Source organism: Bacillus cereus group sp. MG4 (assembly GCF_040460055.1).
Lineage (GTDB): Bacteria > Bacillota > Bacilli > Bacillales > Bacillaceae_G > Bacillus_A > Bacillus_A wiedmannii.
Map to the genome: position 1 here is coordinate 4,102,310 of NZ_JARVGZ010000001.1, position 18,529 is coordinate 4,120,838.

An 18,529-nucleotide genomic window follows, 5' to 3' on the forward strand; every position below is an offset into this window, starting at 1 on the left:
GATTCTTACTGTCCGCAAATAGCGAGATAAAATAAAAGCACATTCTTCATTCGAAGGATGTGCTTTTTCTTTGTACATTAAGGTATTAATTTATCTATGTGTAGTGTATCAAATTATGTGGGGAAAAGAAGTATTTCCGAGGAAATTGTCGAAAGGATTTCTTTGTTTTTTATGAGAATTGACTCGAAGAACTTTCAGTATATCGGATGGGAATTAATTATTTTAATATGGTAAATGTTCTAATTGAAAAAAAGTAAATACATATTTTTCAAGGTTTTACTAATTTAAGGTGTCGAAATTTAATTATTTTTAAAAAATAAAATTATATATTGCTTTTAGTTTTTGTTTTAAGTAAAATTCATAGGGAATTAATAAGATAATAGTTTAGTAGTTTAATGTAATATTCTTTCGGAAAAAGAAAAGTAACACGTAGTAAATTTTTAATTTGTAAGTAAAGGGAGAGTAAAGTAATTGAAAGCATGGAAAAATGTATCGTTTGTTATGAAAAGTAGTATCTTTTTATTATGTTTAACTTGTATGTTTTTTATTGTGCCAAGTACAAATGCGAGTGCAGAAACAGTTAAAATTTATCTAGATCCAGGTCATGGGGGAACAGATACAGGTGCTATTGGAAATGGTTTGAAAGAGAAGGATTTAACATTAGATATTGCTTTGCGAATTCGTAATATTTTAAATTCTGAGTATACAGGTCATGAGATTAGAATGAGCCGTACAAGTGATGTGTATCCTACATTAGCACAAAGAACCAATGATGCTAATCAGTGGGGAGCAAACTTCTTCTTATCTGTGCATATTAATAGTGGTGGAGGAACAGGCTATGAGGATTACAGTTATCCGAATGTAGGTGCTCCTACTACAACGTATCACCAATTGATTCATCAAGAAATTATGAAAACAACTGATTTTGTTGATCGAGGAATGAAAACAAGTAATTTTCATGTGTTAAGAGAGACAAATATGCCTGCAATATTGACTGAAAATGGATTTATTGATCGAGCTGAGGATGCTGCAAAGCTTGCCAATGCGGATTTCAGAGAGCAGCTTGCAAGAGGACATGTAAATGGATTAGTAAAATCATTTAATTTACAAAAGAAAACATTCTTACTTCGTGTAAAGGCACCTGAATTATACTATTATAACCAACCTGATTGGAATGCAAAAGCAGGGACTGTGAAACAGGGAGATGTGTTTACTGTTGTAGAAACATTAACTGTGAATGGTTCGAAAATGTATAAATTAAAATCTGGAAATTATATAACTGCGAATCCAGCATATGTTGAAATTATAAATTAAAAGGCTATACATAGAAAGACAATGATGGAATTAACCCATCATTGTCTTTTTTACTTTGCTTTTTTCTTTACTTTTTATTTTGCTTCTTACATAAATCATTCCAGCGAATGTTAATAAGAATGCAGTTCCGATAACGAAGCTGACGCTAGGGGATGCCCCGATTGCACCAACTGTAAAGGATCCAGCAACAACTCCTAATGAGAAGAAAGCATAAAACAATCCGAATGCTTTTCCGCGCTTATCATCTGTCGTATTTTCAACAAGTAATGCATTTATCGATGGGAAAAGGATAGCGAATCCAATGCCATAAATCATCATAACGATAAAGAGCATACCTTTTGTTGCGAATAATCCAAGTAAAGATAACGCGAATGCCATTACTGCAATACCAATTAGCATGAGTTTTGAACGATTAAATCGATCATAAATACGGTTTGTTGGCAGCAAGAAGAAGAGGATGGCGGTAATGCCAAATACACTTAACATCATGCCTGTTGTAGATGCTTTAAGTGCTAATGCCTCAACTTTCACTGGTAGCATATAAGTGACAATTCCTTGTGAAAACATTAGCGTGAAAGCACCAATATATGCTTGCAATAACGGTTCTGATTTCAATAGTTCAATCATATCCTCTTTGTTCATCATTTGTGTTCTTGAAGTATCTTTTCTTGATACGTTATTTGGTAAGAAGAATAGAGATACGATTGTACCAAGGACCATTAAAATAGAAATGGTAATGAACACCCACTCTATACCAGCAGTTGCTTTCATAATTCCACTGAAAGCCGGTCCTACAATTGCCGCTGTTCCAACAGCAGCACCAGATAGAGCCATTGCCTTACCTTGTCTTGCTGAATTTGTTTGTTTTGATAAAAACGTAAAGGCAGCAGGAATTAAAAATCCGTCACTAAAGCCGTGCATAAAGCGCACAACTAATAGTTGTTCACCACTTTGAACAACGGTGTATAACAAGACTATGAAACTCGTAAGTCCCATGCTTATATAAAGTATTTTTTTTGCACCAAATTTATCGACAGCAGCGCCAGCAATAATATTACCGATCATATTAGCGAATGAGTACATACCGACAACTAGCCCAATAATAAGGGGAGATCCTCCAAGACTTTGAGCGAACGTACTCATAATAGGTAATTGTGAAAATGTATCTAGAAACGCTACGATAACAATAAAGTAAATAAAATATTTCAAGCGATATTCACCTCTCCTATGCTATTATGGCATAATGCTAATTTCAACCGCAATGAAATTAGCATTCACAGATGTGGAAAAAAGTACAAAGTGACAAAATATTGAACGTTATTTGTTAAAATTTAGTGGAAATGAGATTGTTTTTTTGAAATATATGGATAGAAGTATTATAATAGATTTGTAAACTTCACCAGGTTAAGTATATACGTAGAGAGGGATGTATAAAATGAAAGCATTACTTTGGCATAATCAACGCGATGTACGAGTAGAAGAAGTACCAGAACCAACTGTAAGACCAGGAGCAGTTAAGATTAAAGTGAAATGGTGTGGTATCTGCGGAACAGACTTGCATGAATATTTAGCAGGACCTATTTTTATTCCAACAGAAGAGCACCCATTAACACACGTAAAAGCACCGGTTATTTTAGGTCATGAGTTTAGTGGTGAGGTAGTTGAAATCGGTGAAGGCGTTACTTCTCATAAAGTGGGAGATCGCGTCGTTGTAGAACCAATTTATTCTTGTGGTAAATGTGAAGCTTGTAAACATGGACATTACAATGTTTGTGAACAACTTGTTTTCCACGGTCTTGGCGGAGACGGCGGCGGTTTCTCTGAATATACAGTAGTACCAGAAGATATGGTCCACCATATTCCTGATGAAATGACGTATGAACAAGGGGCACTTGTAGAACCAGCAGCTGTAGCAGTTCATGCAGTACGTCAAAGTAAATTAAAAGAAGGGGAAGCTGTAGCAGTATTTGGTTGTGGTCCAATTGGACTTCTTGTCATTCAAGCAGCTAAAGCAGCAGGAGCAACTCCTGTGATTGCAGTAGAACTTTCTAAAGAACGTCAAGAGTTAGCAAAATTAGCAGGTGCGGATTATGTATTAAATCCAGCTACTCAAGATGTACTAGCAGAAATTCGTAACTTAACAAATGGTTTAGGTGTAAATGTGAGCTTTGAAGTAACAGGTGTCGAAGTAGTACTTCGTCAAGCGATTGAAAGTACAAGCTTTGAAGGACAAACTGTAATTGTTAGTGTGTGGGAAAAAGATGCGACAATTACGCCAAACAACCTTGTACTAAAAGAAAAAGAAGTTATCGGTATTCTTGGATACCGTCATATCTTCCCAGCTGTTATTAAATTAATTAGCTCTGGCCAAATTCAAGCAGAGAAATTAATTACGAAAAAAATCACAGTGGATCAAGTTGTTGAAGAAGGATTTGAAGCACTTGTAAAAGATAAAACGCAAGTGAAAATTCTTGTTTCACCTAAATAACAGAGAATAGTAAAAAGTAGCTCTTTTCTAGAAATAGAAGAGGGCTACTTTTTTTCTATACAGAAAGGTGATAGACTTTCCTTTAACTACAGGTATTTTGTTTGGAAGGGGAAGTCTAATGCTTTCATTTATGTTGACATTGAAACGAATGCTAAAAGCTTGTTTACGAGCGTGGAAAGATAAAGAATTTCAAGTATTATTCGTATTAACATTTTTAACATTAACATCTGGTACGATTTTTTATAGTACAGTTGAAGGATTACGTCCTCTTGACGCTTTATATTTTAGTGTGGTCACGTTGACGACTGTCGGTGATGGGAATTTTAGTCCGCAAACTGATTTCGGAAAGGTATTTACAATCTTATATATCTTTATTGGGATTGGATTAGTGTTTGGATTTATTCATAAGTTGGCAGTTAATGTACAACTGCCAAGTATATTATCGAATAGAAAAAAAGAGTAAAGCATGTGGATGCTTTACTCTTTTTTTACATTAGTTTAGACAATCATTCGTAGTAGCTTAACAATACTTTATTACAATATAAGTGCATTCATTCATTATATTCACTATGTATAAAGTTATAATGATATGAACATTTGTATATTTTAATTTATTGATAGAAATTTCATGAAAGGTGGGATATTCTAGTCATAGGTTAACCGGACGATATCATAGGATCCTAACAAAAAGTTTACAATAATTCAATTATAAAATGGAGGATTTCAGATGAAAAAGAAAGTACTTGCTTTAGCAGCAGCTATTACATTAGTAGCGCCGTTACAAAGTGTTGCATTTGCTCATGAAAACGATGGGGGAAGTAAAATAAAAATAGTTCATCGTTGGTCTGCTGAAGATAAACATAAAGAAGGCGTAAACTCTCATTTATGGATTGTAAACCGCGCCATTGATATTATGTCTCGCAATACAACACTTGTAAAACAAGATCGAGTTGCACAATTAAATGAATGGCGTACGGAATTAGAAAATGGTATTTATGCTGCTGACTATGAAAATCCTTATTATGATAATAGCACATTTGCTTCACATTTCTATGATCCAGACAATGGAAAAACATATATTCCATTTGCAAAGCAGGCAAAAGAAACTGGCGCTAAATATTTTAAATTAGCTGGTGAATCATATAAAAATAAAGATATGAAACAAGCATTCTTCTATTTAGGATTATCTCTTCATTATTTAGGAGATGTAAACCAACCGATGCATGCGGCAAACTTTACAAATCTTTCGTACCCACAAGGATTCCATTCTAAATATGAAAACTTTGTAGATACGATAAAAGATAATTATAAAGTAACGGATGGAAATGGATATTGGAACTGGAAAGGTACAAATCCAGAAGAGTGGATTCACGGAGCGGCAGTAGCAGCGAAACAAGATTACGCTGGCATTGTAAATGATAATACGAAAGATTGGTTCGTAAAAGCAGCTGTATCACAAGAATATGCAGATAAATGGCGCGCTGAAGTTACACCAATGACAGGTAAGCGATTAATGGATGCACAACGTGTTACTGCCGGATACATTCAGCTTTGGTTTGATACGTACGGAGATCGTTAAGTATTAAAAAAAGGTCAAATCTCACAATAGAGTATTTGGCCTTTTTATAACTAATACATGGAGGTATGAAACGTGAAAGGAAAATTGCTAAAAGGTGTACTTAGCTTTGGGATTGGTTTAGGAGTTTTATACGGAGGATCTTCAGCTCAAGCAGAAACGTCTACAAATCAAAATAATACTTTGAAAGTGATGACGCATAACGTGTACATGCTATCAACAAATTTATATCCGAACTGGGGACAAAGTGAGCGTGCTGATTTAATTGGGGCGGCAGATTATATAAAGAATCAAGACGTTGTTATATTAAATGAAGTGTTTGATAATAGCGCATCAGATCGTTTGTTAGGGAATTTGAAGAAAGAATATCCAAATCAAACAGCGGTATTAGGTCGTAGTAACGGAAATGAATGGGATAAAACGTTAGGTAGCTATTCATCTTCAACTCCTGAAGATGGGGGCGTTGCAATCGTGAGTAAATGGCCGATCGTTGAAAAGATTCAATATGTATTTGCAAAAGGATGCGGGCCAGATAATTTATCGAATAAAGGATTTGTATACACGAAAATTAAGAAAAATGATCGTTTCGTTCATGTAATCGGGACGCATTTGCAGGCTGAAGATAGTATGTGCGGGAAAACTTCACCTGCATCTGTACGTACAAATCAGTTAAAAGAAATTCAAGACTTTATTAAAAATAAGAATATACCAAATGACGAGTACGTCCTATTTGGTGGTGATATGAACGTGAATAAAATAAATGCAGAGAACAATAGTGACTCAGAGTACGCATCCATGTTCAAAACATTGCACGCTTCTATTCCATCTTATACAGGACATACAGCAACTTGGGATGCGACGACAAACAGTATAGCAAAATATAATTTCCCTGATAGCCCTGCCGAGTATTTAGATTATATTATCGCAAGTAAAGACCATGCGAATCCGTCATTTATAGAGAATAAAGTATTACAACCGAAATCTCCACAGTGGACTGTTACATCATGGCTTAAAAAATATACATATAATGATTACTCTGATCATTATCCAGTAGAGGCAACTATTTCTATGAAATAGTCCTAAAAAAGTTTCTTCTTAATAGGAAGAAACTTTTTTATTTTGTAGAGGAAATTTCAACTTTCTTTCCAATATGTATAAGACATATTGAAAAGAGGAGAGAAAAATGTGGATCGAGGAATTTTTAAAGAGGTTCCATTACCGTGTGCATTTTTGGATGAAGTGGCTTTAGATAGAAATATTCAATCGATTATAGAATTAAGTGGGAATAAGAAGATTCGTATAGCGAGTAAATCGTTACGTTCCGTTCCGGTTATGCAAAAGATTTTAGCAGCAAATGATCGATTTCAAGGTATTATGTGTTTTTCACCTAGAGAAGCTTTGTTTTTAATTGAACAAGGATTCAATGATTTATTGCTCGGATATCCTGCTTATGATAAAAGGGCTTTACATGAAATAAGTTTGCTAACAAAGCAAGGCCTCATTATAACTTGTATGGTGGATTGTGAAGACCATATTGTTTATTTAGAAAAAATTGCTGAGGAGTCTAAAGGGTGTTTTCGTGTTTGTTTGGATATTGATATGAGTAGTCATTTTTTTCAATTTCATTTTGGGGTCAAAAGATCACCAGTAAAAGATGTGCAAAGTACTTTGAAAATAGTGAGAAGGGTAAAAGAATCATCATGTTTAATACTAGATGGTGTAATGGGATATGAAGCCCAAATTGCTGGGGTAGGAGATCACATACCTAAACAAAGAGTGAAAAGTAAAGTAATTTCGTATTTAAAGAAGAAGTCAGTGTTAGAAGTTAAAGAAAGAAGAGGACATATCGTAAAAGAAATACAAAATCTAGGTATTGAACTAAGGTTTGTAAATGGGGGAGGCACAGGAAGTATAAAAACAACTGGGCAAGATAATTCAGTTTCAGAGATTACAATAGGTTCTGCTTTTTATGCCCCGAAGCTGTTCGATTATTATAAAGAGGTGCAATTTCATCCAGCTGTCGGATTCGCTTTACCAGTTGTGCGTAAACCAGCCCCGTTTATTTACACTTGTTTAGGTGGTGGATATATTGCCTCAGGTGCAATCGGGAAAGATAAAGAACCTGAGATTTGGAGACCAAATGGTGCCAAACTATTAGCTTTAGAAGGCGCTGGCGAAGTGCAAACACCGATTTTTTATAACGGTGAGGAACGAGTAGAGATAGGAGATTCTATCTTGTTTCGCCATAGTAAAGCTGGAGAGTTATGTGAGCGTTTTCCTTTTTTATATCGTGTGAAAGAAGGAGAGATTGTTGGGGAGTATTCAACATATCGGGGGGATGGCCAATGCTTTCTATAAAGGGACAAAAATGGAGAAATTGGACAGGGAATGTAGAAGGAACGCCGCATTATACGATGTATCCAGAAAGTATACAAGATGTAGTAGAAGTTGTAGAGCTTGCTCGAAAAAAAGGGAAGAAAATTCGTGTTGTCGGTTCAGGACACTCGTTTACACCTCTTGTGCAAACGGAAGAAATTTTAATTTCTTTAGACGAACTGAAAGGTATTGTGAATATTGATGAAGAGAAGATGGTTGCCGAAGTATGGGCAGGAACAAAGCTACATGATTTAGGGAAGTTACTTGCAGAAAAAGGTTATGCGCAAGAAAATTTAGGGGATATTGATTTACAATCTATTGCAGGAGCGATTAGTACAGGGACTCATGGGACGGGTATTACCTTTGGAAGTTTATCAACACAAGTTATAGAGATTACCGCAGTTTTATCTACAGGTGAGAGTATAGTTTGTTCGGAAACTGAGAATGTGGAATATTGGAGAGCCTTTCAGTTATCGCTTGGAATGTTAGGTATCATTGTAAAAATAAAATTGAAGGTTATTCCAGCCTATTCACTCGTTTATAAAAGTGAAAAACAGTCATTATCTACTGTAATGAACAAGCTAGAAGAATATAAAAAAAATCGCCATTTTGAATTTTTCGTTTTTCCTTATTCAGATGAAGTACAAGTGAAATTTACAAATGAAACGACGGGTAAAAAAAGTGATTTGAAATGGCATAAACTAAAGGTAGAGTTGCTTGAAAATAAGATGTTCTCTTTGTTATCTAAAGGATGTAAATGGTTTCCTTCTATAAGTAAAGGAGTAAGTCGATTATCAGCTAAAGCTGTACCGAATACAAAGATAGTTGGTCCGAGTTATGAAGTATTTGCTACGTCGCGTGCGGTTCCATTTTATGAAATGGAGTATAGTGTTCCTTCAAAATATATGCGGGCCGTTGTAGAAGAGATTTCAGACCTTATTGAAAAGAAAAAGTATAAAGTACACTTCCCAATTGAATGCCGTTATGTGAAAAGTGATGATATATGGCTCAGTCCAGCGTACGGAAGGGATTCAGCGTATATTGCCGTTCATATGTATAAAGGTATGAAGTATGCTGCTTATTTTGGTGAGGTGGAGAAAATTTTTCTAAAGTATGAAGGGCGCCCGCATTGGGGGAAAATGCATACGTTAACGTACGAAAAATTACAAAATATATATCCAGAAATGCATTCGTTTCTAAAGGCGAGGAAGTTACTAGATGAAGCAGAAATGTTTTCAAACCCTTACACAGAAAAATTATTTACGATTATGAAAAAAAGCTGACAAAGTATTACTTGTCAGCTTTTTTTAGTATGATCGCATTTCTTGTTTGACTAATACGCTCGTAAAATAGTAATTTATCACGACTAAATACATGCAATAAAACATGAATAATAAATAGACCGTTAATTACAAATTGGAATAATAATATAACTACTAATACTAAAGGCTCTTTAAGATTTAAGATAGAGCTACTCGAAAGAATATAATTGATTCCACCTAAAATGAAATAGAATATACCGTAGCGGATGAATAATTCTTTTAGTGTAATACGCTCTGCTTGGCCTTTAATGTAAATCCGAAGCAACGATTTTCCTATTGTTCTTCCATTCGTAAAGTATGGAATGATAATAAAGTAAATTAAGATTGAACATGTAATGAAAAGGAGTTCGTATACATTTGTATAAGATTGGATGTTAGCAATAAATAGTGAATTTCCTTTATTTTTAATGAAAGGTACAACGATAGATAAGAAAATCCAATCAATTTGCATAGCGATGAGACGACGAATAAATCCAACTGGTTTCGTTTCTAAATCAATATGAATATCTAATTCGCTTGTTTTCGGAAGGAAGTACGTAAATATTGGTGCAACGATAAAACCAATTACGCCGCCTAGCGTGTTTAAAAACAAATCGTCAATATCAAATAAGCGATAGGCACAATTATAAATACCATATAATCCAGTTACTTGTGTTAACTCAAAGAACAGTGAAAGGCAAAAAGAAATGCACACTGTTTGTAAGAAGCTACGTCGGAAGTAATAACGTAAGTACATACCGAACGGAACGGTTAGTAGAACGTTAAAAGCAACTTGTAAAAACGCAGATTCCTTTAATAAATAGAAGTAGGTAGCTGGCTTCGTTAAAATCGCCGAGGTATGATTACTAATCTCTTGTATGAAATAAAATGGCGAGAGTTGCATATGTTGCGTATTAGCCGGTTGTAGGCTACAAGTATCATACGTTTGTGGTAACGGCAAAATCACAAGAAAATAGGCATTTAATAAGTAAAGTAATAATGAATATAAAATAAATGAACGCCATTTATTCAAATAACCGTATTTGCGGTAATTAAATATTAAAAAAGGGATTAATAGAAACATTGCTAAAATAGGAAATAAAATAAATGCTGTTTTTATTGGAAATAAATATGCAGTCAAAATGAAGCTCCTTTCAATGAAATTTCGTAACTACTCAGCTTCCTCACGGAGGCTTTTTTCATTTACTAGTCTGATATGTACTTTTTGTGTGAATACTAGATATATCATACAAGGAGGTGGTATTTATGTTGAAAAAACAAGAAATTCTAGCTGTCTATCAAAAGGGACCTCAAGCTATTTGCGATTTTGTTCATCAATTAGAAAGTCAAATACAGAATTTAAAAGAGCGTATAGAAGAATTAGAAAATCGTTCAAAAAAAAACTCTACAAATAGTCATAAACCACCCTCTACAGATGGTTTTCGTAAGCCTATTACAAAAAGTTTGCGAAAATCATCCCAGCGTCAAACCGGTGGCCAGTTGGGCCACAAAGGACATACTCTTGGTTTGACAGCGACTCCAGACCATACAATTACATATTCTCCTACCTATTGTACTTGTTGCTATACTTCTTTAGACCATGAGCCTGTAAAAGGATACCGCATTCGCCAAGTGTATGATTTACCACCTATCCAGATAGAAGTAACAGAACATAAAGTGGAACAAAAAGAGTGCCCACATTGCCATTCTATTCAAGAATCCCAGTTTCCTTCTACTGTCTCTCGTCCTGTTCAATATGGTCCAAATATAAAAAGACTAATCCCCTATTTAACGCATTATCAGTGTCTTTCTTTAAAAAGAACAAAAGAATTCTTTCAAGATTGTTTTGGACATTCTATCAGTGAAGGAACGTTAGTCAATCATACAAACAGTTTTTCGGCTCAATTGCAGCCTTTTCTCCAAGAAGTAAAAGACCAGATCCTTCAGTCTTCTGTTGTCCATTTTGATGAAACCGGTATGCGTGTAGAAAATAAAACACAATGGTTACATACTGCCAGTACACCGGAGGTGACATTGCAACATATTCATCAAAAACGCGGAAAAGAAGCAATGGATGCTGGAGAAATCTTGCCGTCTTTTTCTGGAATCGCGATGCATGATGGTTGGAAATCATATGATGCGTATACAGATTGTCGTCACGTATTATGTAATGCCCACCTCTTACGAGATTTACAAGGAATTATAGATAGTACCGGAGAAAAATGGGCACAACAGATGCAGGAGTTTTTAACGCAAGCCTTAACGCTAAAAAAACAATACAAAGGACTCCTGCCAAAAGCAGAGCAAGAGAATCTGTCGACTGCCTATCAAGCTATATTAAAAGAAAAACAAGTATTTTCTTCAGAACCAAAAAAGAAAGGAAAACAGACGCCTGCTCAAAATTTATGGAATCGCTTCGTCAAATATGCTGACAGAATTCTAGCATTTTTAGAACATCCAGACATTCCATTTGATAACAATCAAGCAGAACGGGATATTCGAATGACGAAAGTCAAACAGAAAGTGTCTGGAACGTTTCGAAGTAAGAAAGGCGCAGAATCTTTTTGTCAGATACGAAGCTTTATAAGCACCATGAAAAAACAAAAACAATCTGTCTTACAAGCGATAGGTCAGGTTATAGAAACCGGAACGGTTCCTTGGAATTGCACGATTTCATAAGAGAAATTCTCGATTCGATCTAGATTCTTTCTCTTATGGGCATATTTTTTTTCATGTTTTCGAATTGGAAACATGTATTTAGCATGCTTTTTTGTCTGAGGAAGCTGAGTAGTTACGAAATTTCGTTTATCATTATAACGTTAAAAGAACCTTAAAACAAAATTAAAATATTTCGAAATAGAAAAAATTTCAAATTTAAATGGGGTTAAGTTATACTAAATTTAATATAAGGATATTGTGATTATTATAAGTTGAGAGAGGGTACAAGATATGCGATATGAGCTTTTTTCTGTAAGTGGGGATCATATTACAACTTTTGAAAGTACATGGCGTTTTCAGGAGGGAGAACAGATTTTTGTTCATGATGATCAAACAAAACGAAGTTTTATTATTATCCGCCTAACGCATGATGTATTTCAACAAAATAAACATGTTATTCGTTTGTATTGTCAAGAAAAGAAAGTATACGCATAAAAGGGGCCCCTCTTACTGTACAAAAAGGTAAGAGGGGCTTTATTGTTATAAAGATATAAAAAAAGCGAGTCATCCTAGTTTAATAGAATGACTCGCTTTTCGATTTGTAAGTTTCACTTTATAAGAAAATAAGAGTAAGTACACCTACGACAATGCAATAGAAAGAGAAATATTTTAAATTTCCTTTTGCCATAATGTTCATAAACCATTTTAACGAAATATACGTCATGATAAATGTTGCGATAAATGAAACGACATATGGTACGAATAATGTGTCTAGATTTGGATCTTTTGCAATGTCTGTAATACTTAGTAATAAACCACCTAAGCTAACAGGGATATATAGTAAGAATGAGAAACGAAGAGCTGTTTCTTGCTTCATACCAAGTAACATCGCTGCTACGATTGTTGCACCTGATCGGCTTATTCCGGGAATTAGTGCGCAAGCTTGTGCTAATCCGACGATGATTGCATCTTTCATAGAAAGATCACCATCATTTTTACGTCCACGTAGGTTTCTAATAATCCAAAGACCGACAGCAGTAATAAGAAGGGAAATCCCAACCATCTTCACGCCTTTTAAGTACTGGTCGATGTAATCTTTAAATAAAACACCAATAACACCTGCTGGAATGGTCGCAATAACAAGGTAAATAATAAAGAAGAAATCTGATTTTGCGCCCTCCGCTCTTGTAAATATATAAGATAGACCATTCTTCGTTAGACGAATTAAATCATTTCTATAAATAAGTAATACAGCTAATAATGAAGCTGAATTAACAAGTAGTTCGAAGCTAAACCCTTCTATTTTTAGTCCTAGCAAATGTTGTGCTAAAACGAGGTGACCACTTGAAGAAATCGGAATTGGTTCTGTTAGTCCTTGGAACAGACCAAGAATTAAATATTTTAAAATGTAGTAAAATTGTTCCATAATAACCTCCTTGTTTATTAGTCGAAAGAAACAACTTTTCCATTATAACAAAGATATGGATGAATATTGAAAGGAAATAAAAATTCGAAATATAATAAAAACCCCTTATAGCGCTATAAGGGGTTTTTATTATTAATGAGAAGCCGCTGTTTCTTGAAGACCTTTAGTCAATTGAACATCGACTTTTTCGGCATCATGAATATGGTTCATAATAGTAGTATTTAATTTTTGGAACATTTGTTGTGTATTAGCGAATTCACGTAATATATCATCATTACAAGATTTTTGGTTTTCGATAGCTTTAATAACATTTGTAGCACCATTTTGTAACGTTTGAATCATAATTAAAATATTTTCAATTCTAGCGTTTGTGTCGGCACTCATTTCTACACCTTCATCAACTAAATGTAAATTATCTTTCGTGTTATCATATGCTTTTTCAATTTCTTCTTGAATTTTTTTCGTTAAGTTTCCGATGTTTTTTGTACTTTCTGCCGTGCTTTCTGCTAGTTTTCTTACTTCATTGGCAACGACAGCGAATCCTTTACCGTGTTCTCCAGCACGCGCAGCTTCAATACTCGCATTTAAAGCAAGTAAATTTGTTTGTGCTGCAATGTTTTGGATGACTTCTACAATTTGCTCGATTTCTTTTGAGCGTTCGCTTAAATGATTCATACTGTTAGACGTACGCTGCGATTGTTCACCTAATTTGTTAATTACTATAAGTAAGCGATGAACAGATTCTTTTCCTTCATTAGAACAGTCAATAATTTCTTCAATAGATTGAATTAAGTTTTGTTCTTTTTGTAACATTTCGTTATTCAATTCATTGGAATGTGTAGTACGAGTTGAAACATTTTCGAAACATGAGTTTAATTGTTGAACTAAATTTTGAAGTGTATGGTGTTGATTATTTACAAGTTGATGCTCTTGAACGACGCTTTGCACACGGTCGTGAATAGAAGAAATGATTTCTTGTTTTTCAATATCTTTTTGTTTTAATTCTGCTTCTAATTCCTGTATACGATTTTCTAATTGATCAATTTTATGTTGGAGTGATTTCTTTTGAGTAAACATATATTTATTTCAACCGCCTTTAGAAGTTATATTTTCTCTATATTTGGATTTTAGCATCTTTTATAATTTTTAAATATAGGAATTGTTAAATATTTAAGAATCTATTACATTTTATGCATAATTCCCTTTTTTTCGTCATGAAAAATAAACTGTATTTAATGGTATTGTAAACAAACTGTAAAATAAATCATGTATAACTGTATAAGAAGGGAGTCGGATTATGAACTATTTTAAGCGAATCAGTAGTCTAGTATTAGCAGGCATTATCGGTCTTTCTAGTACAGTCGCTGTAAAAGCAGAGTCAAACGACGAGAAACTTAACAACATGCAACAGCAATTGCAGCAAAATGATGCAGATATGCAAAAGAAAGAGCAAGAGAAGCAAGCTGTTAGTAAAGAAATTCAAGGTATCGAAAACGAACTACATAATTTAAATAATACAATTGCAAAAAATAAAGAGGATCAAGCTGCTATTCAACGTAAAATCGATGAAACACATAAGCAGATTGAGCAAAAAAAGAATGAAATTGTCGTTTTAGAGGATAAAGTCCTTGCTCGTAAGGATATTATGAGAAAACGTATGGTTTCTGTTCAAAACAGTTCAAATACAAGTTTAGTAGTAGAAGTTGTAGTAGAGTCAAAAAACTTTGCAGATTTCTTACAACGTATGAACGCAGTTTCTACTATTCTAGAAGCAGATAAAGAAATTTTACGTCTACAAGAACAAGATCTTCGTCAAATTGAAGAAGATAAGAAAACAATTGATGAAAAAGAAGCATCTTTAGTAGTAGACAAACAAAAATTAGCAAAAGCACAAGCTGAGTTGCAAGATAACTTGAAAAAGCGTCAAGATAACTTACAAACAGTTCAAGCTAAATATAATGCGGTTGCAAGCCAACTTAATTTAGCAGCAGACGAAAAAGCTAAAATCGAATCAAATATGAAAGCAGTTCAAGAAACAATTGCTCGTGAGCAAGAAGCAGCAAGAATTGCTGCAGAAGAGCGTGCAAAAGCAGAAGCAGCTGCAAAGGCTGAGCAAGAAGCTTTAGCTAAGGCACAGGCAGATGTTGCTGAAAAGCAAAAGCAAAAGCAAGAACAAGCTAGTAAGCCAGCTCAATCTAAAAATAATAATTCAAATGTAGAACCTGCACAACCTGCACAACCTTCTAAGCCAACTGCTGGCGGAAAAGAACTTTATGTACATGCAACAGCGTATACAGCAGACCCAGCTGAAAATGGTTATGGACCAGGTCAACAAGTATATTCTGCATGGGGAGGCTATAATTTAACTGCAAACCCAGGAATGAAATTAATTGCGGTAGATCCATCTGTTATTCCATTAGGTTCTCGCGTATATGTTGAAGGATACGGAGAAGCAATTGCAGCAGATACTGGTGGTGCGATTAAAGGTCATAAAATTGATGTTTTAATGCCAGATAAAGCTTCTTCTAGTAAGTGGGGCAGAAAAAATGTTAAGCTTACAATTTTAAACTAACACGTAATCCAACTTTACAATACGTAAAGTTGGATTTTTTTATAAAAATAATGTTAAGTTAAGTTTACATTTTGTTAAGGAAAGTATACAATGAAATTGAGAGGTGGTAAAATTGACCATTTTAAATAGAGTGAAGGAGTTAAGAGCTCGCTTTAATTTTTCCCAAAGTGTATTAGCAGAAAAGGTTGGAGTGACGAGACAAACAATCGCTGCAATTGAAAAAGGTGATTATGTTCCTTCATTGTTATTAGCACTTACGATTTGTGATGTATTCGAGTTAAAGATGGAAGATGTGTTTGTTTTAAATAAGGAGGGGGAAGAGGATGAGTAGGATTGTTTTTTCTTATATCGTAAACGTGCTTTATACGGCTTTAGCATGCTGGACATTTGTTGAATTTTATAGTGTTATTACAGAGTTAGCAGATATAATTAAAAATGAGAAATTCCCATTTGAAGTATGGTTTAATGGAGTACCATTCATTTTATTATTTATTGGAGCTATTATAGTTACAATTTTTTATAGAATTCAAAAGAAAAAATACAAGAATTTATCTTTTTGGATGTATCCATTATTGTTTCCACTAGAAGATGAACGTGAAAAAGCGATTACGGATAAAGCTTGTCGAACAACATTTGTATCGTTATGGTTTGTGTTACCTTGTGCAGTTGGATTTTTAACTTTTTCGCCTATTATTAATGAATATCTTCCTGGATACCCATTGTATATTATATTTTCTATTTTCTTTATTCAAATGACAGTATTCCACGTATCACTATACAGAAATAAATTAGCTTAAAAAGAAACCTTCTTGCACGTGCAAGAAGGTTTCTTTTTAGCTTACACTTGTACATATAGCAATATTATCTTATCATTTTATATAGAGTAAGATTTTGTAAGGGAAAGGAATTGTATATGAATAAGCAAAGAATTTATAGTATAGTAGCAATCCTTCTATTTGTTGTAGGTGGTGTGTTAATCGGAAAGCCATTTTATGATGGATATCAGGCTGAAAAGAAACAGACTAAAAATGTACAGGCTGTTCAAAAGATGGATTATGAAAAACATGAGACGGAATTTGTAGATGCTTCGAAAATTGATCAACCAGACTTGGCAGAAGTAGCGAGTGCATCATTAGATAAGAAACAAGTAATTGGTCGTATTTCGATCCCGAGTGTTTCATTAGAACTTCCTGTTTTAAAATCTTCTACTGAGAAAAACCTATTATCAGGTGCAGCAACAGTAAAAGAAAATCAAGTAATGGGAAAAGGGAATTATGCATTAGCAGGACATAACATGTCTAAAAAAGGTGTTTTATTTAGTGATGTAGCCTCTTTAAAAAAAGGCGATAAAATGTATTTGTATGATAATGAAAACGAATATGAATATGCAGTTACTGGTGTATCTGAAGTAACTCCTGATAAATGGGAAGTTGTAGAGGATCATGGGAAAGATGAGATAACGCTTATTACATGTGTATCTGTGAAAGATAATTCTAAACGTTACGTTGTTGCTGGTGATTTAGTAGGAACGAAGGCGAAGAAGTAAAAAAGAAGGTCAACTCTTTAAAGAGTTGACCTTCTTTTTTACTAATGTTGAGAAATAATAGAATATTTTAGTTGGTATTTAAGTATTTTTCTATTTATGTATAATAAAGTTAGAATTCAAGATTTTGGGAGGAACAAGAGTGAAACAACAGGTGAAGAAACTTCTTTTAACAACAAGTGTAGCGTTATTGGTAGCTCCAATTTCAGCCTATGCGCATCCAGGGCGTACAGATGCTAATGGGGGACATACGTGTCGGACAAATTGTGAAAAATGGGGATTACAGTACGGGGAATATCATTATCACAATAAGCCAGCTTCTAGTAGTGGTGCAACGAATCCAGCTCCTAGCCCAAATAATAATGGTGCTGTAGAAGCTGAAAGACAAGTAGAAGCGCAGCGCAATGCTGAGGCTGAAAAACAACGTGCCGCAGAGGCGCAGCGTAAAGTTGAAGAAGAAAGACAACGTGTAGCGGAGGAACAAAGAAAAGCAGAGGAAGAGAGACAACGTGTAGCTGAAGAGCAAAGAAAAGCAGAAGAGGCACGTAAGCGAGAGGAAGCACAGCGTCAAGCTGATATGGAAAAAGGGCAGCTTGAGGGACAAAAAAGTGGAGAGACTGATTTTAAAGCAGGGAAAAATGATATGGAATCACATTTAGCTGGAAAATCAGATACATATAAAGAAGCATTCAAAACTGCATATGCTGCATCTTGGTCTTTAGAAGAGCAGAAGAAAACGCATTTTGAAAAAGGAAAAGAGCAAGGTTTAGCACAAGAGACGATGGAAGATAGTCAAATTGCTCCGGAGTTTAAGCCGAACTTTGCAGAGAGTTTCCAAGTAGGGAATAAAGAAAGAACAGAAAACATTGAAAAAGAGCAAGCTGAACTAGGGGAAAAGGCAGGTAAGGAACTAGCTGGAAAGAACCCTGGAAATAGAGAGAAAGATGTGTACGTGAAGGTGTATGAAACAGCTTATGAAAAGGGCTATAAGTCTACTAAAAAAGCAGTAGAAAAGGCTGGCTATAAGTATGCATTTGAAAACTATGATTTGAAAGTTCCTGCTAAGTATGAAAAAAATGAATCGTTAAAGAAATGGTTTATTGAAGGATTTAAATCAAATAAAAAAGCAGCAGAAATTAGAGAAGAAGGATATAAAAAAGGAGACAGTTGGCTTGCATTCTTCTATAAGAATTTTGTGCCAAGTGAATATAAAGAACATAAAGAGCTGTACGAACAAGCGATAGAAAAAGGCAAGAATGCATAAAAAAAGATGAG

18 protein-coding genes are annotated in these 18,529 nt (G+C 34.4%); 14 read left to right on the top strand and 4 right to left on the bottom strand.

All coding sequences use genetic code 11. The features are described 5' to 3' along the window. The first annotated feature begins 537 nt into the window (after positions 1–537). The gene (locus QCI41_RS21390) at positions 538–1,314 is read left to right on the top strand and encodes an N-acetylmuramoyl-L-alanine amidase (RefSeq protein ID WP_048567124.1); all 777 of its coding nucleotides are present in this window, start codon (positions 538–540) and stop codon (positions 1,312–1,314) included. Positions 1,315–1,344: 30 nt separating this feature from the next. Here QCI41_RS21390 and QCI41_RS21395 read toward each other — a convergent pair whose 3' ends face one another. Next, complete coding sequence (locus QCI41_RS21395; protein ID WP_046957312.1) at positions 1,345–2,523, bottom strand: MFS transporter; 1,179 nt, start codon at positions 2,521–2,523, stop codon at positions 1,345–1,347. A 226-nt stretch (positions 2,524–2,749) separates the two neighbouring features. On the opposite strand from QCI41_RS21395, the gene bdhA reads away from it, so the two are divergent. From bdhA to QCI41_RS21425, 6 genes are all read left to right on the top strand, one after another. After that, a complete protein-coding gene (bdhA, locus tag QCI41_RS21400; RefSeq protein ID WP_000645832.1) occupies positions 2,750–3,802 on the top strand; it encodes a (R,R)-butanediol dehydrogenase in 1,053 nt (350 codons plus the stop codon). A 118-nt stretch (positions 3,803–3,920) separates the two neighbouring features. Further along, entirely contained in the window at positions 3,921–4,265 is a 345-nt protein-coding gene (locus QCI41_RS21405) for a potassium channel family protein (protein WP_000948239.1), read from the top strand. Between the two features lie 264 nt (positions 4,266–4,529). Further along, entirely contained in the window at positions 4,530–5,381 is an 852-nt protein-coding gene (gene cerA / locus QCI41_RS21410; protein WP_000731008.1) for a phospholipase CerA, read from the top strand. A 72-nt stretch (positions 5,382–5,453) separates the two neighbouring features. Next, positions 5,454–6,455: a sphingomyelinase C gene (sph, locus tag QCI41_RS21415; RefSeq protein WP_000676775.1), complete on the top strand. Its 1,002-nt coding sequence runs from the start codon at positions 5,454–5,456 to the stop codon at positions 6,453–6,455. A gap of 108 nt (positions 6,456–6,563) precedes the next feature. Continuing rightward, positions 6,564–7,736: an amino acid deaminase/aldolase gene (locus tag QCI41_RS21420; protein WP_353836734.1), complete on the top strand. Its 1,173-nt coding sequence runs from the start codon at positions 6,564–6,566 to the stop codon at positions 7,734–7,736. Continuing rightward, positions 7,724–9,037, top strand: a complete 1,314-nt coding sequence (locus QCI41_RS21425) for a D-arabinono-1,4-lactone oxidase (protein WP_097858399.1) — start codon at positions 7,724–7,726, stop codon at positions 9,035–9,037. Before QCI41_RS21420 ends, QCI41_RS21425 begins: the two co-directional genes overlap by 13 nt. A gap of 7 nt (positions 9,038–9,044) precedes the next feature. Here QCI41_RS21425 and QCI41_RS21430 read toward each other — a convergent pair whose 3' ends face one another. Beyond that, the gene (locus QCI41_RS21430) at positions 9,045–10,196 is read right to left on the bottom strand and encodes a VanZ family protein (RefSeq protein ID WP_353836733.1); all 1,152 of its coding nucleotides are present in this window, start codon (positions 10,194–10,196) and stop codon (positions 9,045–9,047) included. 125 nt (positions 10,197–10,321) lie between these two features. Between QCI41_RS21430 and tnpC the strand changes: the two genes are divergently transcribed. Together tnpC and QCI41_RS21440 are read left to right on the top strand one after the other, a co-directional pair. Continuing rightward, positions 10,322–11,734 (top strand): IS66 family transposase, encoded by a 1,413-nt coding sequence (tnpC, locus tag QCI41_RS21435; RefSeq protein ID WP_353836078.1) that lies wholly within the window; start codon positions 10,322–10,324, stop codon positions 11,732–11,734. Positions 11,735–12,004: 270 nt separating this feature from the next. Then, positions 12,005–12,208 carry a hypothetical protein gene (locus QCI41_RS21440; RefSeq protein ID WP_353836732.1) on the top strand — a complete coding sequence of 68 codons (204 nt, stop codon included), beginning with the start codon at positions 12,005–12,007 and terminating at the stop codon, positions 12,206–12,208. A gap of 118 nt (positions 12,209–12,326) precedes the next feature. On the opposite strand, the gene QCI41_RS21445 is transcribed toward QCI41_RS21440, so the two are convergent. Further along, positions 12,327–13,139 (bottom strand): undecaprenyl-diphosphate phosphatase, encoded by an 813-nt coding sequence (locus QCI41_RS21445; protein WP_353836731.1) that lies wholly within the window; start codon positions 13,137–13,139, stop codon positions 12,327–12,329. A gap of 132 nt (positions 13,140–13,271) precedes the next feature. Then, positions 13,272–14,216 carry a methyl-accepting chemotaxis protein gene (locus QCI41_RS21450; RefSeq protein WP_353836730.1) on the bottom strand — a complete coding sequence of 315 codons (945 nt, stop codon included), beginning with the start codon at positions 14,214–14,216 and terminating at the stop codon, positions 13,272–13,274. A gap of 220 nt (positions 14,217–14,436) precedes the next feature. Here QCI41_RS21450 and QCI41_RS21455 point away from each other — a divergent pair, with 220 nt between their 5' ends. The 5 genes from QCI41_RS21455 to QCI41_RS21475 all read left to right on the top strand — a co-directional run bounded on the left by QCI41_RS21455 (position 14,437) and on the right by QCI41_RS21475 (position 18,518). Next, positions 14,437–15,711, top strand: a complete 1,275-nt coding sequence (locus QCI41_RS21455; RefSeq protein ID WP_353836729.1) for a 3D domain-containing protein — start codon at positions 14,437–14,439, stop codon at positions 15,709–15,711. 112 nt (positions 15,712–15,823) lie between these two features. Beyond that, complete coding sequence (locus QCI41_RS21460; protein ID WP_000154009.1) at positions 15,824–16,042, top strand: helix-turn-helix transcriptional regulator; 219 nt, start codon at positions 15,824–15,826, stop codon at positions 16,040–16,042. Then, complete coding sequence (locus QCI41_RS21465) at positions 16,035–16,508, top strand: DUF2178 domain-containing protein (protein WP_064057353.1); 474 nt, start codon at positions 16,035–16,037, stop codon at positions 16,506–16,508. The genes QCI41_RS21460 and QCI41_RS21465 overlap by 8 nt, the downstream gene beginning before the upstream one ends. Before the next feature lie 116 nt (positions 16,509–16,624). Next, a complete protein-coding gene (locus QCI41_RS21470) occupies positions 16,625–17,257 on the top strand; it encodes a class A sortase (RefSeq protein ID WP_137051876.1) in 633 nt (210 codons plus the stop codon). Between the two features lie 139 nt (positions 17,258–17,396). Further along, positions 17,397–18,518, top strand: coding sequence for a YHYH domain-containing protein (locus QCI41_RS21475; protein ID WP_353836728.1), 1,122 nt, complete (start codon positions 17,397–17,399; stop codon positions 18,516–18,518). Positions 18,519–18,529: the final 11 nt, after the last annotated feature.

Coding starts and splice junctions, on each gene's coding strand:
- QCI41_RS21465 (WP_064057353.1), top strand. CDS start 16,035: ATGAGTAGGATTGTTTTTTCTTATATCGTAAACGTGCTTTATACGGCT.
- QCI41_RS21455 (WP_353836729.1), top strand. CDS start 14,437: ATGAACTATTTTAAGCGAATCAGTAGTCTAGTATTAGCAGGCATTATC.
- cerA (WP_000731008.1), top strand. CDS start 4,530: ATGAAAAAGAAAGTACTTGCTTTAGCAGCAGCTATTACATTAGTAGCG.
- QCI41_RS21445 (WP_353836731.1), bottom strand. CDS start 13,139: ATGGAACAATTTTACTACATTTTAAAATATTTAATTCTTGGTCTGTTC.
- QCI41_RS21405 (WP_000948239.1), top strand. CDS start 3,921: ATGCTTTCATTTATGTTGACATTGAAACGAATGCTAAAAGCTTGTTTA.
- tnpC (WP_353836078.1), top strand. CDS start 10,322: ATGTTGAAAAAACAAGAAATTCTAGCTGTCTATCAAAAGGGACCTCAA.
- QCI41_RS21440 (WP_353836732.1), top strand. CDS start 12,005: ATGCGATATGAGCTTTTTTCTGTAAGTGGGGATCATATTACAACTTTT.
- QCI41_RS21450 (WP_353836730.1), bottom strand. CDS start 14,216: ATGTTTACTCAAAAGAAATCACTCCAACATAAAATTGATCAATTAGAA.
- QCI41_RS21390 (WP_048567124.1), top strand. CDS start 538: ATGTTTTTTATTGTGCCAAGTACAAATGCGAGTGCAGAAACAGTTAAA.
- bdhA (WP_000645832.1), top strand. CDS start 2,750: ATGAAAGCATTACTTTGGCATAATCAACGCGATGTACGAGTAGAAGAA.
- QCI41_RS21470 (WP_137051876.1), top strand. CDS start 16,625: ATGAATAAGCAAAGAATTTATAGTATAGTAGCAATCCTTCTATTTGTT.
- QCI41_RS21425 (WP_097858399.1), top strand. CDS start 7,724: ATGCTTTCTATAAAGGGACAAAAATGGAGAAATTGGACAGGGAATGTA.